Below are 15,485 nucleotides of genomic sequence, written 5' to 3'. Positions count from 1 at the left end.
TTTTGACAGCCATTCATAAAAAATCTTAGATTTGCTTAAAATCAGCCACATGAATAAAAATATATTTTATATACCATTCTCTGTAGCGGTAATGTTCGCTTACAGTACAGTAAATGCTCAAAATTCTAAATCACTGATTCAGGATTACTATAAAAAAAATGCGCAGCTTACTCAGAAAAATAATTTTGATAATAAGCTCGGATTTATTATTCTTAATGAAGACAATTCCAAAAGCCTTGGTGCAAATATTGTAAACGTACAGCAGACTTACGACGGTCTTCGTGTGTACAATGCTTTAGGCAAAGTTTTGATAAAAGATGAAAAAATTATCTCTGAAAAAAATGATTTCAAAAAAGAGATTGTTATCGGAAATCAGGGAAGTCCGAAGGAAAGAATTCCTGAAGAAACGTTAAAGCAAAATTTAAACTTGAAGGAAATTTCAAGAATAGAGTACTTACCCAATGTTTATTTTGAAAAGAATAATGTATTTGTACTGGCTAAAGAAATTTTTGTTTCAGACAAGAAATCTTCAGATGTATGGCACGTAATTGCAGATGCTTCCACAGGAGAAATACTTACTAAAGACAATCTTACGGTAAGCTGTAATTTTGATCATAACGAAAGCAGTGAAGAGAACTCTTATTCAGAACCGGTAAAATTTACTACTGAAAGCTCAGATTCTCAGAAAACGACTTCATTATTAGTTCCGTCTAATGCCTCTTATAATGTTTTTCCTCTACCGGTGGAAGCTCCAAGTTTCGGATCGCGCGCTGTTTTAAACAATCCTTGGGATCTCACGGCATCACCTGAAGGATGGCATTCTACAGGTACAGCAAGTTATACCAATACAAGAGGAAATAATGTGTATGCTTACTCCGATCAGGCAAATGCAAACACACCGGGATATTCTCCGGACGGCGGAGCTGCAAGAAATTTTGACTTCACATTCGCAGAAGGAAGATACATCAATCCGTTTACACATAAAGATGCAGCCATTACCAATCTTTTTTACATGAACAATAAGGTTCATGATGTTTTTTACAAGTTTGGGTTTACAGAGTCGGCAAGAAATTTTCAAACAAATAATTTTGGAAACGGAGGAATTAGCGGAGATGCAGTAAATGCAGAAGCATTCGACGGAAGCGGGCTGAATAACGCCAATTTCAATTCAGGATATGAAACGGTAATCAGCGGAACAACTTACCTTCTTGCGCCAAGAATGCAGATGTATCTTTGGTCAAGAGCACAGACAAGCGCAGATCCTATTTCACGGTATCAGTATAATTCTCCCTCTACCGTTGCAAGCCGTCCAAAAGTTTTAACCGGTGCCGCTTCTTTTGGGCCTTTGCTGTTCGAAGGTCAGTCCGTAACAGGAAATCTTGCTGTTTCTTCACCGGCGGATGCCTGTACACAACCTGCAGCAGGAAGTCTTACGGGAAAAATCGCCGTTGTAACCAGTACCACCTGCGAATACAGTCTTAAAGTTCTAAACGCTCAGAATGCAGGTGCAGTAGGCGTTATTGTTTACAGACCAAGTACAGATACTCCAACAACTATGGGAGCAGGAACCTATGGAAATCAGGTTACAATTCCTTCAATTAACATGGGGAAAACCGAAGGAGAATTTTTAGTAGCACAGATTTCGGGAGGAAATACAATAAACGCTACCTTAATTAATGATTTTAACGGATTTAAACATTCAAGTTTAGACAATGGAGTTGTTGCCCATGAATACGGTCACGGAATTTCCAACAGACTAACAGGGCAGGGATACAGTTGTCTTTCTTCAACCAACTCTACTGAACAGATGGGAGAAGGATGGTCAGATTATTTTGCCTTGATGCTTACAACCAGACCGGGAGATACTTCTTCTCTGGCAAGAGGAATGGCAACCTATGTTGCGGAGCAGGCAACAACAGGAAACGGAATCAGACCTGCAAAATATTCACCGGACTTTACAGTAAACGGTTACACGTATAACAATACAAATTCTATGACAGATTCTCACTCCATAGGATTTGTATGGGCTTCCATGCTTTGGGATCTTACGTGGAAATATGTAGAAAAATATGGGTATAACAGTGATGTTTTAGCCAATCCGAATTCAGGTAATGCCAGAATTTTACAATTGGTAATGGATGGGCTGAAACTTCAGGCCTGCAGTCCTACATTTATTGACGGAAGAGATGCCATTCTTCAGGCAGATCAGGTTAAAACAGGAGGAGCAGATAAATGTATGATCTGGAAAGCCTTTGCTAAAAGAGGTTTGGGAACAGGAGCTTCTGCCGGAAGCAAAACCGTAGGAACAGATCAGGTAGAAAGTTTTACCTATCCTGCAGAATGTGATATTGTACTGGCAACTCAGGAAGCCGGAAACGCAGAAACAAAATATGTCGTTTTTCCAAATCCTACCTATGATGAATTCTTTGTAGGAAATATTGATAAATCCAAGGAAGATGTGAAAGTAAAACTTTTCGATATGTCAGGAAAATTAGTATTCTCCGATACGCGTGAAAACACTTCCAAAAAGGCATTTTCAACCAGAGGATTACAAAAAGGAGTTTATATGGTAAACATCAGACAGGGTGAAAAAACTCAGACAGAAAAACTGATTGTTAGATAAATTATTCAATCAAATAATTTTAAGAAGGAAGTCATTTAGGCTTCCTTTTTTGTACATTTAATAATGGAATTAAGATTTGAACGCAGACCGTTATATTTAAAAGAAACATTTTCAATTGCTTACGGGAACTATGATAAAAGAGAAGCCTTGCTCATAGAATTATCTCATCAGAATTGCAAGGGTTACGGAGAATGTGTAGCGATCGATTATTATCAGATTGATCTTCAGAGATTTATTTTACAATTAAAAGAAATTCAGTCTCAGATTCAAAGCTGTACAATTACTCATCCTCAAGAATTTTTCAAGTATCTGTTGAATTTAAATCTGCATCCGTTTTTACTCTCTGCATTAGATTGCGCTTATTGGGATCTTTTCGGCAAACTGGAAAATAAAAGCTTTACCGAATTAAATAACCTTCCATCAGATCATTTAGTTGAAAGTTCCATCACCATTTCTGTCGGTGAAATCGATCATCAGATTGAAAAAATCGAAAAAAGTTCATGGAATAAATTCAAAGTGAAATGCAAAGGTTTAAATAAAAACAACGTTGAAAAATTATTAAAACTTAACAGACATATCGCTCTTGATTCCAATGCAAGTTTTACGGATGAAGATTGTATCTGGCTTCAGGAAAATGATGAGGTTCAGAAGTTTTCTTACCTGGAACAGCCAAGACCAATTGACGATTATGGAATTTTAGAAAAACAATCTTTTGCAAACTGGATGGCAGATGAAGATTGTCAGAATTTGGATTCATTAGACAAATTAACTCCCTATTATAAAAGCATCAATATCAAATTAATGAAATGTGGCGGATTAACCCCTGCTTTAGAAATGATCAGAAAAGCAAGAGCATTGAATTACAAAATCATGATTGGCTGTATGACGGAATCTACCGTGGGAATTTCAGCAGCCTGTAATTTAACAGGAATGGTAGATTACGCCGATTTAGACGGAGCTAATTTAATCTCAAATGATTATGCAGCAGGAAGTTTTGTGAAAAACGGAAAAATTATTTTATCTTCAGAATCAGGTTTGGGAATTATGATTAAATAAGTGAATAATGAATCGTCAATTACACTTTGTTAGTGAATTTTTAAAAATCTTTGCAATTAGCATTTAACTCATAGTCACTAAAACAAAAATAGACTTCAAAAGAAGCCTATTTTTTGTTTGCTGAAATCAGATAATCATAAACCATTTGATGCTGATCTTCCGATAATTTCGCTTTCGGAGCCATTCTGCTTAATGTTTTTATCCAGCCCTGATCGTCGTGTTTTGCAGGATCCGGCAATTTGTGGCATCTGTTGCAGGAATTTTCAAAGATGGTTTTTCCCTGAGCCAATTGTTCGGATGAGGTGTATTTTGGCCCAGTTACGGCTACACTTTTTGGTCCGCACGATACGACGATGGTTGCAGAAGCTAACGTCATATCCAAAATCAGTTTTTTCATATTACTATTTTTTGTTGTGATTTATTTTTTTGCAGATACGATATAATCGTACACCCACTGATGCTGTTCATCAGTAAGTCTTGCTTTCGGAGCCATTGAATTCATAATTCCGACCCACTGAACAGAAGTATGGGAAGCCGGATCCGGTAATTTGTGACATCTTCCGCAAGAGTTTTCGAAAATTGTTTTTCCTTGTGCAATTTGTTCTGCTGTAGAAGTCGAAGCTACAGGAGCCGTTGCTGTTGAAGCTTTTGGAGTACAGGATGCCAGTAAAACGGCAGCAAATGATGCTACAGCGATAAGTTTTTTCATGTTTTTTAACTGTTTATTCAAACAAATGTAGCAAATTACCGTTTCCATTGATAAAATTGTACATAATTTAGAAGAAATAAAAATTACAACACGAGTCAGAAAGTTTATTTTTAATGTTTAATTATTAATAATGAAATGAATAAAAAGTATTCGAAGAAATTCCCCTCCTATGGAGGAGTGTCAAAAATTCGGAAGAATTTTTGACGGGGTGGTTAGAGAAATTAAATTCTAAATATTTTATCTGAAGCTGTTTCCCGCTTTCCGTACTCGCTATTTTAGGGTTTCGGCGGCAGCGAAGCTGCCGCCGAAACCCTAAAATGAGCTCAGACAAATACTCCAATCGGGGCTAGGTCAGAGTTCAGTTACAATATTTCTAATGCATTGTAATGAAAGACAAACCTAAAAACTCAACTTAAAAATTCCGTAATCCAATACATTCCCTCTTGACCATTCCCGTTTAATTGTCTATTTTTGAAACAATGAAATTTTCTACAGAAGAGCTAATAGAAGGAATAAGATCGGGAAACAAACGCCTGATCGCAAAAGCCATAACATTAGTTGAAAGTAAAAAAGCCGAACACAGAATACAGGCAGAAGAACTCCTCAAACAAATCATGCCTTTTACCGGAAACTCAACCAGAGTAGGAGTGACGGGCGTTCCGGGAGCCGGAAAATCAACTTTCATTGAAAATTTCGGAAGACTTGCCATTGCCAATGGCAAAAAAGTGGCAGTTTTAGCCATTGATCCAAGTTCAGCCATCAATAAAGGAAGCATTTTGGGCGATAAAACCCGCATGGAAGAACTTGCCAAAGAAGAAAATGCATTTATCCGACCTTCTCCGAGTTCCGGATTTCTGGGCGGAGTGGCAAACACAACTTTCGAAACCATGATGATCTGCGAAGCGGCAGGTTACGATTATATTTTAATAGAAACCGTTGGAGTAGGGCAGTCTGAAGTTTTAGTTGCCGATATTACGGATGTCTTTTTATTCTTAAAAATCATTGGCGGTGGCGACGAACTTCAGGGCATCAAACGCGGAATTATGGAAATGGTGGATGTTATTTTCATCAATAAAGTCGATCAGGACAACCTTCAAAAAGCCAAAAATACAAGACTGGAATTAAAAAGAGCCTTAGATTTTATTCCCCCAAAGGAAAAAGACTGGAAAGTGCCTGTTTTACTGGGATCCGCTTTAAGTAATGAAGGTCTGAATGATGTTTTTGAAAAAATTAATGATTTTATTAATCTTAAAAAGAAAACCAACCGTTTCGAAGAGGTAAGAATCCAACAGGCAGAAAAACGTTTCGAATATTGGGTTCAGGAATATATTCTTTCTGTGATGAAAAAAAATAATTCCGTGGAAGAAGCATATCTTCAACACAAAAAAAATGCTTCAGCCATGATTTCAAATCCAAGTACCGAAGCAAAATTATTTGTGGATAAATTTTTGTTTAAAGAATAATTTTAATTTTTGAATATCCGTTAAACAACCTATTACTTTACACTGATATGAAAATCAATTATTTATAACAGGCACTTCGACAAGCTCAGTGTGATACCTCTAATAATAAACGCTTGATTTCTAGCGATGTCAAGCTGAGCCTGTCGAAGCTTTAGGTTAATAAACGGACAATTAAATTTCAATTAAAGCTTTTCTTTCTCCTCTTCATTTTTCGTAATATATCCGTCATAAGAAATCGGCTGTCTGTCGTTGCTTCTGATGGAAGTAAAAGCCTTTCCGTTTTTGAAAATCTCCATATTGATTTCATCAACAGAACTTTGGTCATTCACTTTAATTTTTACGATCCATTTTCCCTTTTTTCCCTGAGACTTTGTCACCGTAAAATCTTTTGAAGTAAATCTGTAACTGTTTTGGGTCGTATTTCCGTAAGTAGGATTAAAAACTCTTCCGAAATAAGGCAGTACAACCTCAAGTTTATCTTTTCTCAGATCAATAGAATAATTGCTTCCCGAAAGATCAAGAATTCTCGACGCTGTAGCATTGGGAAGAGAACCCATCACATTAATAACGTCATAATTCGTGGGTGTAGCTCTTTCTGCATGAAACGAGAAGTCTTCGGAATTCACAAGTGCTGTTACAGCGGAAGGATCCGTAGCGGTTTGAGAAGAGCAGTTTTGGAAGATCATCAGAAATCCAAAAATAAATATAATCGAAATATACTTTTTCATAATACTAAAATAATTGTTAAATTTAAATAGCAAATTATATGCAAATATATTGTTTAAAATTATTTTGGAACAAAAATTGTAAAGGTTGAACGTATACACTCGCACTATGAAAATAAAACACATTTTTGGAATGGGAGCCTTAGCTCTGTCGGTTGCTGCCTGTACAACGAACCCGATTACGGGAAGATCTTCGTTGCAGCTTGCAAATAACTCGGAAATTATGACCATGTCTGCTCAGGAATACAAAACAACATTAGGAAAATCTAAAGTTATTTCCGGAACTGCAGATGCGAAAAAAGTGGTAAGTGTAGGTTCCAGAATAAAATCTGCTGCCGAAAGATATTATCAGCAAATCGGGCGTTCCGCAGATCTTGCGAACTACAATTGGGAATTTAATCTTCTTCAAAGCAACGAGCTCAATGCATGGTGTATGCCGGGCGGAAAAGTTGCCGTATATACAGGAATTTTACCGGTTACAAAAAATGAGAACGGTTTGGCTGTGGTAATGGGACACGAAGTTTCTCACGCTTTGGCAGGACACGGAAACGAAAGAATTTCTCAGGCTATGATCGCACAATATGGCGGACAGATTTTGGGAGGATCTATTTCAAATTCTCAGTGGGCAAGCGTTTTCCAGCAGGTTTATCCAATTGGATCTCAGGTTGCTTTATTGAAATACGGAAGAAATCAGGAGTCTGAGGCAGATCAGATGGGATTATATTTAATGGGAATGGCAGGTTACGATCCAAGAGAAGCAATTCCTTTCTGGAACAGAATGGAAGCTGCATCTACAGGAGCAAGACAACCGGAATTCCTTTCCACTCACCCGAATCCTGAAACAAGAATCTCGGATATTAATAAAAATTTGCCTAAAGCTTTAGAATATTACAAGGCTGCAGGTGGAAAAATATAAATCATAAAGAATTTAATCTTGAGTAAAAGCCTTGTTGAATTTTAATAAATTTGATGGGGCTTTTTAATTAAACACTTAAACACAACACTATGAAAAATTTAACCATTATCGGGCTTGTACTTTTAGCCTTATCTATCCTGCTTTTTTATTTAACGTCTAATAATTTTACCATTAATGATCTTCAGATGTCTCATATTATGGGAATCTTAGGAGGGATTGGAATCGGCTTAATTATCGGCGGAATGGTAGGATACGTAAGTAAAGGAAGTGCCATAAAAGCTGAGCAGAAAAGAAAAGAATTTAAGCAGTTGCAGAAAGATAAGGAAGATCTTGAACAGCAGGCTGCAGAAATTGCAAGACGTGAAGCAGAACTTCGCAGTCGTGAAAATCAAAATCCTCAAATCTAATGATCTGAGGATTTTTTATCAGTTGTTATTTTCGCCCGTTAAAATTTATATCCCACACCTACCATAAACAAGTTAGGTCTGTTATCGTATCTGATTTCCTGACCGGAAACTTTATTAATGAAATTTCTAGAATCTTTACTGAAAGCTCCTTCATATTTGGCATTCACAAGAAATTTTTTAATTTCAAGCTGTGCCCCGAATTGATAGCCTACTGTAAAATTGTCTTTTGCATTTTCCTGAAAATCGTTAAAAGTATCTTCTTTGCTTAAATTATAACTTGCAACAGGACCTACATACACCCCTAAAAAGTCACCTAAAACTTTATGTCCGATTAATACAGGTAAGTCCAGACGGTTGTTTTTAATATCAAAAGTGGTATTGGAGGCAGGATCTGTAAAATCACTTTTAAAAGTCGTATAATACAATTCCGGCATTAGAAAGAACGATGCAGGAAGATTCGCTTTTAAAGAAAGACCAATATTGAAGCCTACATTATTTTTACCTTCTCCTTCAATTGCCTGGTTTACGGTTCCTTTAATGTTTTTCCATGAAGGAGATCCCGTAGGAAAAATTAAATTTGCTTTTCCTGCAAGGGAAATTTGTGCAGAAGCAAACATAGAAAAACCTATTAATGCGATACTAAGTGCCTTTTTCATTATCTTCTATTTTTGTAATGGTATTATCAATAGTTTTATTATTCTCAAGCAGATATTCTCTCAGTTCTTTAAATAATTCTGATGAATAAACGAAATCAATAAGATTTTTATTGCCCGCCGTAATCAGGACGTCTTTATTTCCTTCCCATTCTTTAATTCCCAGTCTCAGATAGACAATTTTTTCTCCAATCGTCATTACCGAATTCATATCGTGGGTATTGATGATCGTTGTTGTGTTATATTCCTTGGTAATTTCAAGCAAAAGATCATCGATGACATTCGATGTATAAGGATCCAGTCCGGAATTTGGCTCATCACAGAAAAGATATTTCGGATTGTTGACAATAGCTCTTGCAATTGCCACACGTTTCTGCATTCCTCCCGAGATTTCAGAGGGGAATTTTCGGTTGGCTTTATCAAGATGTACTCTTCCGATAACATCAAAAACCCTTTTTTTCTTTTCTCTGAATGTTAAATTGGTAAACATATCCAGTGGAAACATAATATTTTCTTCCACCGTTAAAGAATCAAACAAAGCACTTCCCTGAAATACAGTCCCGATTTCTGAACGAAGATGCTGTTTTTCCTCACGCGTCATTACATTGATGTCTTTTCCGTCGAAAAGAATCTCTCCCGATGTCGGCTGATAAACATTCAGTAAACTTTTAAGGAAAACCGTTTTTCCGGAACCACTCTGCCCGATAATTAAATTTACCTTTCCTTTATCGAAAGTTGTTGAAATTCCTTTAAGTACTTCAACTTCATCAAAACTCTTTTTAAGATCTTTTACCTCAATCATCAGCTTAAAATTAATTGGGTTAATAATAATTCCGAAAGGATAATAAATACCATCGTCCAGACTACCGCCTGAGTACTCGCTCTACCTACTTCCAGAGAACCTCCTTTTACATTATATCCGAAATAGGATGGAACTGTAGCAATAATAAAGGCAAAAACAATTGTTTTGGTAAATGCATAATAAATAAACAGATTAGGCATATACATCTGGATCCCCACAACATAATCATTGGTTGTCCAGTTTCCCGTTAAAATTCCAGCCACATAACCGCCTCCGATACCAAAAACAATACTGATGGCGATTAACAGAGGATTAAAAATAACACAGGCAATAATTTTAGGTAAAATAAGAAAGTTTGGAGAATTTACTCCCATAATGTCCAGTGCGTCGATCTGCTCGGAAACCCTCATCGTTCCGATACTTGAAGCAATATAGGAACCTACTTTTCCGGCAAGGATCAAACTGATGATGGTTGGAGAAAACTCCAGAACTAATACTGCTTTCGTAGCATATCCTACAAATGATGGAGGAATAGGGAAATCGGAAGCATCAAAATTGTTGAACATCTGAATGGCAACAACAGCTCCCACGAATATCGAAGTAAAGATCACCAACCCGAAAGAGTTGACGCCCAAATCGTTGATTTCTCTCATGAACAGCTTCCAGAAAACCTTCATTTTCTGAGGCTTCTGAATAGATTTACCAAGAAGAAGAATGTATTCTCCGACTGCTGTAAAAAACTTTTTTAACATTCTGCTAAATTAGACTTTTTTTATTGAATTAAATTAAACTTGAGACTAAGACTGAAGCTCTGTTTTAATATTAAATTTAGTATATCATAATGTAGACCAAAAACATTATTTTGCATTTTTATCTCCGCCTACCACCAGTAAAATTGTTTTCAAAATAATAACAAGATCCAGTAAGAAACTCCAGTTTCTTACGTAGAAAGCATCTGCCAAAACTCTTTTGTTCATTTCCACTTCCACATCTCCTGCATCACCGCGAAGTCCGTTTACCTGCGCAAGACCCGTAATTCCGGGACTTACCATACTTCTTAAACTGTATCTTCCGATTTTAGGTTTGTAATAATCGTCTACAGCCAACATATGCGGTCGCGGCCCTACAATAGACATTTCACCTTTCAAAACATTCAGGAACTGAGGCATTTCATCGAGGCTTGTTTTTCTTAAAAATTTTCCGATTTTCGTAATTCTGGAATCATTTTCCGAAGTGGTTTTGGTAGACGATTCATCGTTCACAACCATCGTTCTGAATTTGATGCATCTGAAAACTTCTTCATGGAAACCATATCTTTCCTGTATGAAAAAAACCGGACCTTTAGAAGATGAACGGATTAATATTGCAATGATCGGAAAAAGCCAAGAACAGATTCCCACTAAAACAATTACTGAAAAAATAACATCGAAAGTTCTTTTCAGCAGGAAATTAGAATGATAATCTAAAGGATATTTTGCCTGATTGAGGACAGGCTGTGTCTGAATATAGCCAATATCATACAGAAAGAAATTGTTCTGAACAATGCTTGGAATAAGGGAAATGTGTACCTTATTGGCTTCTGCTAATCTGAAAATCTCTCTTTCCTGTTTTTCGTTGTATATATTTTCGGTCGGAATAAATAAGGTATGAATTCCGTTCGTTTTCCAGAAATCAATCAGTTCTTCAGCTTTAATTTCAGAATTTTTATAGTCGAATATTTTATAACCGTAATCTCTTCTCTCCTTTAAAATATTCTTTAAAACTTCTGTAGAGCTGTTTTCGCTCAGAAACATGACATTCCTGTGGTTGATTCCGAGACTTCTGAAGTATTTAATTCCAAAATAAATTAAAGATTTCGCAAGGAAAATAAAGAAGAACAGGTAAAACGAAAGCCAGTAAATATCCGAATTGAAAAATACATTATAGCTAACTTTTCCGATGAGTAAAACTCCGATAATAAAAAGCAAAAAATGAATTAAAAGCCTTTCTAAGAATAAGGTATAAGTAAGGTTTCTCGGAATATTATAAATCTTTGTCCTGCCGCTGAGAAGCATCCAGAACAGAAATAATAACGCCAGAGAAAATAAATTCTGATACCAGGTTTCCTGATTGTATTTTAAATTTTCATTTCTGCTCAGAAAAAAGAATATAAAAATAGATGCAATAACCATAAGGTCAAGCAAAACGATGATCGATTTCAGGTATCTGGAGTATCGAATTCTCTGCATCTATCAGTATTTCGGATACGAAAGGCTAAGTTACATATTTTTTACGGGATATTCAGGTACTTATGGGTCTGAACTGAGGCTCTCCATTCCGGATGTTCTAAAATGAAGTCTGTAATTTTAGGATACATTTCATCTCTTTTGCTCCATTCGCTCTGAAGATACAAAGTACAGTTTTCCGAAACTTTTGCGGCCTGTTCCTCTGCAAATTTAAAATCATTGTTATTGAAAACGATTACTTTAAGCTCATGAGCTTTGGCGTAAATTTCCTCTTTCGGAAGTCCTGTTTTCTTTGGCGAAAGTGTAATCCAGTCGATTTGTCCGCTCATAGGATAAGCGCCCGAAGTTTCAATATGGATGGAACAGCCTAATTCTTTTAACTTTCCGGTTAAAATATCAAGATTCCACATCAAAGGTTCACCGCCCGTCAAGACAATTGTTTTACAGTGTTTAGCTGCGGTTTCGGCAATCGCTTCTGCATTCATTAACGGATGCAGATTAGGATCCCAGCTTTCTTTTACATCACACCAATGGCAACCGACGTCGCAACCACCTAATCTGATGAAATAGGCTGCTTTTCCGGTATGCGCTCCTTCTCCCTGAAGAGTGTAAAAATGCTCCATTACAGGGAGCATTTTACCTTCTTTTAATAATATTTCTTCTGTTAAATTCATTTTAAAATTAGTCGTTATAGACCGAAGTTTTATAAGCAATGATGGTGTTTTTCATCAGCATCGCTCTCGTCATAGGTCCAACTCCTCCCGGAACCGGCGTAATCCAGCTTGCTTTTGCTGCACAGCTGTCGAAATCTACGTCACCCGCCAAATAATATCCTTTTGGAGAATCGTCGTCTACTCTTGTAATACCTACATCCACAATTACAGCTCCTTCTTTTATCATTTCACCTTTTAAAAAGTGAGGATCACCTAAAGCGGTAATTACGATGTCAGCTTTTTTAGTATATTCTTCGATGTCTTTAGTGTAAGAGTGCGTTAGCGTTACCGTAGAATTTCCCGGGAAATCTTTTCTTCCCATCAGAATGCTCATCGGTCTTCCTACAATTTTACTTCTTCCGATAATTACACAGTCTTTACCTTTTGTTTCAATATTATATCTTTCCAGTAATGTTAAAATTCCAAACGGTGTTGCCGGTAAGAACGTATCCATTTCCAAAGCCATTTTTCCGAAATTTTCAGGGTGGAAACCGTCAACATCTTTTCTCGGATCGATTGCGTTGATGATTTTTTCCTGATCAATCTGCTTTGGTAAAGGCAACTGAACGATAAATCCGTCTACTGCTTTCGACTTATTTAATTCATCGATCTTTTCCAATAATTCAGATTCTGAAACGGTGCTTGGAAATTTAATTAAGCTCGATTGAAATCCAACTTCTTCACAATCTTTTACTTTTGCATTTACATAAGCCTTACTTGCTCCGTTGTTTCCCACAAGAATGGCTACCAAATGCGGCGCTCTTCTCTTGTTGGCAAGAATTTTTTCTACTTCAGCTTTGATTTCCTGTTTTATTTCTTTGGATACTTTTAATCCGTCAAGAATTTCTGCCATTTTTACTTTTATTACTTTTTATTAGATTTTTATGGATATTTTTCCGGATTCTGGTGTGTGCAGAAGACGGAGAGGATATAAATCATTTTTTCATCTTCACTAATTTCATAGAAAATAATGTAAGGAAATTTCTTTACAGTGAAAGCTCTTACATTTCTATGCCTTTTCTGAAAATACGGATTTGTAATTATTCTATCAATTGCCAGATCTAATTGTTTATTGAAGTTTTTTAAAACTTTTACCGAGATATCAGCATAATACTTTGTTGCTTCTTCAATATCTTTTTCGGCAGTGGGCAAGAATTTATAACTAAAGTCCATATTTAGCTCTGATTCTTTTTAAAGATTCTTTGCCATCTATTGCTTTTGATCGGTCTTGTTTTAAAGCTTCATCAATCACCCTTTTCATTTCATCCGTCAGCTCAAAATCATCCTCATTTTTTTCAAAGCTGATTTTCATCTTTTTCAAAAGATTTTCCATTAAAGTCTCTTCTTCTTTATTTTTAAGATGGATGGTAATGGTACTCATATCTTTGTATTTTTAATCAAAATTAACGAAAATCAGCAATAATTTATTTGTTTGCTTTATAATAATTAATCAATCCGTTGGTTGAAGAATCGTGAGAATTAACGGTCTCGTTGCTTTCAAGTTCCGGTAAAATTTTATTGGCTAAAACTTTTCCTAATTCTACACCGAACTGGTCGAAACTGAAAATATTCCAGATTACCCCCTGAACTAAAATTTTATGCTCATATAACGCAATTAACTGCCCTAATGAAAAAGGAGTTAATTCGTTGAATAATATTGAGTTAGTTGGTGTGTTTCCGTGGAAGACTTTATAATTTAATAAGAACTCAATTTCTTCTTCAGATTTTCCTGAAGCTTTTAATTCTGCTTCTACTTCTTCTTCCGTTTTCCCGAATGCAAGAGCTTCAGTCTGAGCAAAAAAGTTCGCCAGTAATTTATCCTGATGATCAGAAACTTTATTCGGACTTTTTGCATACGCAATAAAATCTGCCGGAATCAATTCTGTTCCTTGGTGAATCAACTGATAGAAAGCGTGCTGCCCGTTTGTACCGGGTTCTCCCCAAATGATTGGTCCTGTCTCATATTCTACAAATTCCCCGTTTCTATCCACACATTTTCCGTTACTTTCCATATCTCCTTGCTGAAAATAGGCAGGAAAACGGTCTAAATATTGCGAGTACGGAAGAATTGCATGAGTGGTTGCAGCATAAAAGTTTCTATACCAGATCCCGATCAGTCCCATTAACACAGGAATGTTTTCCCCGAAATCAGCCGTCTGAAAATGTTGGTCTGTATCATAAGCTCCTCTTAATAGCTGCTCAAAATTTTCGTAACCTACCGCAAGAACAATACTTAAGCCGATTGCACTCCAAAGCGAGTATCTTCCGCCAACCCAATCCCAGAATTCAAAAATATTTTCTTCTGCAATTCCGAAGTCTTTAACTGCTTGTACGTTAGTGGATAAAGCAACAAAGTGTCTTGCTACATCTTCCTGTTTTCCGGCTTTTAAGAACCAGTCTTTCGCAGAATTGGCATTCGTCATTGTTTCCTGTGTCGTAAACGTTTTGGAAGCAATGATAAATAAAGTGGTTTCAGGATTTAAAGTTTTCACAGTTTCCGCCAGATGATTTCCGTCTACATTGGAAACAAAATGAACATTTAACCTTGTTTTAAAATGCTTCAGAGCTGAAACTACCATCACAGGTCCCAAGTCTGAACCTCCGATTCCGATGTTCACCACATCTGTAATTTCTTTTCCGGTAAAACCTTTGTGATCTCCCGAAATAATGCTTTCGGAAAAAGATTTCATATGATCCAGTACTTTTTTGATCTGAGGCTTGATATTTTCGCCGTCTACCAAAATTTCTTTATCTGAAAAATCCCTCAAAGCAGTATGAAGGACAGCTCTTCCTTCCGTTTCGTTAATTTTATCTCCCAAAAACATTTTAGAGATCGCATCTTTCAGCTCGCATTCTTCTGCGAGATTTAAAAGAAGATTTTTCGTTTTGGAATCGATTAAATTTTTAGAATAATCAAACAAAAAATTAGTTCTTTTGATTGAAAATTCATTAAAACGGTTCGGATTGTATTGGAAAAGGCTTCTTAAATCGAAATCATTGTTGGCAAATTGTTCGTCAAGCGCTTTCCAGCTATTGGTTTGAGTAGGATTTATTTTTGATAGCATATCTTTAGAAATTAAGGTTTTGTGACTTCGGATTCAGGATTATTGAATACCAAATCCTCGTGCAAAATTATTGATTTGCAAATTTACGGAATTTTAGTTCAATCATATTAATGGATGATTAAAAATCA

The 15,485-nt window shown here is 36.2% G+C and carries 17 protein-coding genes; 5 read left to right on the top strand and 12 right to left on the bottom strand.

The window, feature by feature from the left end:
• The first annotated feature begins 49 nt into the window (after positions 1-49).
• Together BW951_RS13805 and BW951_RS13800 are read left to right on the top strand one after the other, a co-directional pair.
• Positions 50-2,623 carry a T9SS-dependent M36 family metallopeptidase gene (locus BW951_RS13805; protein ID WP_076393824.1) on the top strand — a complete coding sequence of 858 codons (2,574 nt, stop codon included), beginning with the start codon at positions 50-52 and terminating at the stop codon, positions 2,621-2,623.
• 63 nt (positions 2,624-2,686) lie between these two features.
• Positions 2,687-3,679: an enolase C-terminal domain-like protein gene (locus tag BW951_RS13800; RefSeq protein ID WP_076393822.1), complete on the top strand. Its 993-nt coding sequence runs from the start codon at positions 2,687-2,689 to the stop codon at positions 3,677-3,679.
• Between the two features lie 106 nt (positions 3,680-3,785).
• On the opposite strand, the gene BW951_RS13795 is transcribed toward BW951_RS13800, so the two are convergent.
• The gene (locus BW951_RS13795; protein ID WP_076393820.1) at positions 3,786-4,076 is read right to left on the bottom strand and encodes a cytochrome c family protein; all 291 of its coding nucleotides are present in this window, start codon (positions 4,074-4,076) and stop codon (positions 3,786-3,788) included.
• A 21-nt stretch (positions 4,077-4,097) separates the two neighbouring features.
• Positions 4,098-4,388: a c-type cytochrome gene (locus tag BW951_RS13790; protein WP_076394116.1), complete on the bottom strand. Its 291-nt coding sequence runs from the start codon at positions 4,386-4,388 to the stop codon at positions 4,098-4,100.
• A 479-nt stretch (positions 4,389-4,867) separates the two neighbouring features.
• Here BW951_RS13790 and meaB point away from each other — a divergent pair, with 479 nt between their 5' ends.
• Entirely contained in the window at positions 4,868-5,851 is a 984-nt protein-coding gene (meaB, locus tag BW951_RS13785) for a methylmalonyl Co-A mutase-associated GTPase MeaB (RefSeq protein ID WP_076393818.1), read from the top strand.
• Between the two features lie 182 nt (positions 5,852-6,033).
• Here the strand turns inward: meaB and BW951_RS13780 are convergent, their stop codons facing one another.
• A complete protein-coding gene (locus BW951_RS13780) occupies positions 6,034-6,579 on the bottom strand; it encodes a DUF4251 domain-containing protein (RefSeq protein WP_076393817.1) in 546 nt (181 codons plus the stop codon).
• Between the two features lie 106 nt (positions 6,580-6,685).
• Between BW951_RS13780 and BW951_RS13775 the strand changes: the two genes are divergently transcribed.
• Together BW951_RS13775 and BW951_RS13770 are read left to right on the top strand one after the other, a co-directional pair.
• Positions 6,686-7,492 (top strand): M48 family metallopeptidase, encoded by an 807-nt coding sequence (locus BW951_RS13775; RefSeq protein WP_076393816.1) that lies wholly within the window; start codon positions 6,686-6,688, stop codon positions 7,490-7,492.
• A gap of 89 nt (positions 7,493-7,581) precedes the next feature.
• Positions 7,582-7,899, top strand: a complete 318-nt coding sequence (locus BW951_RS13770; protein WP_076393815.1) for a hypothetical protein — start codon at positions 7,582-7,584, stop codon at positions 7,897-7,899.
• Positions 7,900-7,937: 38 nt separating this feature from the next.
• On the opposite strand, the gene BW951_RS13765 is transcribed toward BW951_RS13770, so the two are convergent.
• The 9 genes from BW951_RS13765 to pgi form a co-directional block, all read right to left on the bottom strand.
• On the bottom strand, positions 7,938-8,555 hold the full coding sequence (locus BW951_RS13765; RefSeq protein ID WP_076393814.1) for an outer membrane beta-barrel protein: 618 nt from the start codon (positions 8,553-8,555) through the stop codon (positions 7,938-7,940).
• On the bottom strand, positions 8,539-9,354 hold the full coding sequence (locus BW951_RS13760; protein ID WP_076393813.1) for an ABC transporter ATP-binding protein: 816 nt from the start codon (positions 9,352-9,354) through the stop codon (positions 8,539-8,541). Before BW951_RS13760 ends, BW951_RS13765 begins: the two co-directional genes overlap by 17 nt.
• On the bottom strand, positions 9,354-10,106 hold the full coding sequence (locus BW951_RS13755) for an MlaE family ABC transporter permease (RefSeq protein ID WP_076393812.1): 753 nt from the start codon (positions 10,104-10,106) through the stop codon (positions 9,354-9,356). Before BW951_RS13755 ends, BW951_RS13760 begins: the two co-directional genes overlap by 1 nt.
• Positions 10,107-10,211: 105 nt before the next feature.
• Positions 10,212-11,582, bottom strand: coding sequence for an exopolysaccharide biosynthesis polyprenyl glycosylphosphotransferase (locus tag BW951_RS13750; protein WP_076393811.1), 1,371 nt, complete (start codon positions 11,580-11,582; stop codon positions 10,212-10,214).
• A gap of 41 nt (positions 11,583-11,623) precedes the next feature.
• A complete protein-coding gene (locus tag BW951_RS13745; protein WP_076393810.1) occupies positions 11,624-12,253 on the bottom strand; it encodes a 7-carboxy-7-deazaguanine synthase QueE in 630 nt (209 codons plus the stop codon).
• Positions 12,254-12,260: 7 nt separating this feature from the next.
• A complete protein-coding gene (locus tag BW951_RS13740) occupies positions 12,261-13,145 on the bottom strand; it encodes a bifunctional 5,10-methylenetetrahydrofolate dehydrogenase/5,10-methenyltetrahydrofolate cyclohydrolase (protein WP_050377698.1) in 885 nt (294 codons plus the stop codon).
• A 29-nt stretch (positions 13,146-13,174) separates the two neighbouring features.
• Positions 13,175-13,465 carry a type II toxin-antitoxin system RelE/ParE family toxin gene (locus BW951_RS13735; RefSeq protein WP_076393800.1) on the bottom strand — a complete coding sequence of 97 codons (291 nt, stop codon included), beginning with the start codon at positions 13,463-13,465 and terminating at the stop codon, positions 13,175-13,177.
• Positions 13,455-13,673 (bottom strand): hypothetical protein, encoded by a 219-nt coding sequence (locus BW951_RS13730; RefSeq protein ID WP_056010943.1) that lies wholly within the window; start codon positions 13,671-13,673, stop codon positions 13,455-13,457. Before BW951_RS13730 ends, BW951_RS13735 begins: the two co-directional genes overlap by 11 nt.
• Before the next feature lie 43 nt (positions 13,674-13,716).
• The gene (gene pgi, locus BW951_RS13725) at positions 13,717-15,357 is read right to left on the bottom strand and encodes a glucose-6-phosphate isomerase (protein ID WP_076393798.1); all 1,641 of its coding nucleotides are present in this window, start codon (positions 15,355-15,357) and stop codon (positions 13,717-13,719) included.
• Positions 15,358-15,485: the final 128 nt, after the last annotated feature.

It is taken from the genome of Chryseobacterium gambrini, from assembly GCF_900156825.1.
In the GTDB taxonomy this organism is placed as follows: Bacteria; Bacteroidota; Bacteroidia; order Flavobacteriales; family Weeksellaceae; genus Chryseobacterium; species Chryseobacterium gambrini.
The sequence above is the reverse complement of the archived record's forward strand: the minus strand, read 5'-3'. Positions and strand labels throughout refer to the sequence as shown.

Excerpts from the sequence above, each read along its gene's own strand:
- BW951_RS13755 (WP_076393812.1), bottom strand. The coding sequence starts at position 10,106 with ATGTTAAAAAAGTTTTTTACAGCAGTCGGAGAATACATTCTTCTTCTT.
- BW951_RS13735 (WP_076393800.1), bottom strand. The coding sequence starts at position 13,465 with ATGGACTTTAGTTATAAATTCTTGCCCACTGCCGAAAAAGATATTGAA.
- BW951_RS13800 (WP_076393822.1), top strand. The coding sequence starts at position 2,687 with ATGGAATTAAGATTTGAACGCAGACCGTTATATTTAAAAGAAACATTT.
- meaB (WP_076393818.1), top strand. The coding sequence starts at position 4,868 with ATGAAATTTTCTACAGAAGAGCTAATAGAAGGAATAAGATCGGGAAAC.
- BW951_RS13805 (WP_076393824.1), top strand. The coding sequence starts at position 50 with ATGAATAAAAATATATTTTATATACCATTCTCTGTAGCGGTAATGTTC.
- BW951_RS13775 (WP_076393816.1), top strand. The coding sequence starts at position 6,686 with ATGAAAATAAAACACATTTTTGGAATGGGAGCCTTAGCTCTGTCGGTT.
- BW951_RS13765 (WP_076393814.1), bottom strand. The coding sequence starts at position 8,555 with ATGAAAAAGGCACTTAGTATCGCATTAATAGGTTTTTCTATGTTTGCT.
- BW951_RS13770 (WP_076393815.1), top strand. The coding sequence starts at position 7,582 with ATGAAAAATTTAACCATTATCGGGCTTGTACTTTTAGCCTTATCTATC.
- BW951_RS13790 (WP_076394116.1), bottom strand. The coding sequence starts at position 4,388 with ATGAAAAAACTTATCGCTGTAGCATCATTTGCTGCCGTTTTACTGGCA.
- pgi (WP_076393798.1), bottom strand. The coding sequence starts at position 15,357 with ATGCTATCAAAAATAAATCCTACTCAAACCAATAGCTGGAAAGCGCTT.
- BW951_RS13760 (WP_076393813.1), bottom strand. The coding sequence starts at position 9,354 with ATGATTGAGGTAAAAGATCTTAAAAAGAGTTTTGATGAAGTTGAAGTA.
- BW951_RS13745 (WP_076393810.1), bottom strand. The coding sequence starts at position 12,253 with ATGAATTTAACAGAAGAAATATTATTAAAAGAAGGTAAAATGCTCCCT.
- BW951_RS13795 (WP_076393820.1), bottom strand. The coding sequence starts at position 4,076 with ATGAAAAAACTGATTTTGGATATGACGTTAGCTTCTGCAACCATCGTC.
- BW951_RS13780 (WP_076393817.1), bottom strand. The coding sequence starts at position 6,579 with ATGAAAAAGTATATTTCGATTATATTTATTTTTGGATTTCTGATGATC.
- BW951_RS13750 (WP_076393811.1), bottom strand. The coding sequence starts at position 11,582 with ATGCAGAGAATTCGATACTCCAGATACCTGAAATCGATCATCGTTTTG.
- BW951_RS13740 (WP_050377698.1), bottom strand. The coding sequence starts at position 13,145 with ATGGCAGAAATTCTTGACGGATTAAAAGTATCCAAAGAAATAAAACAG.
- BW951_RS13730 (WP_056010943.1), bottom strand. The coding sequence starts at position 13,673 with ATGAGTACCATTACCATCCATCTTAAAAATAAAGAAGAAGAGACTTTA.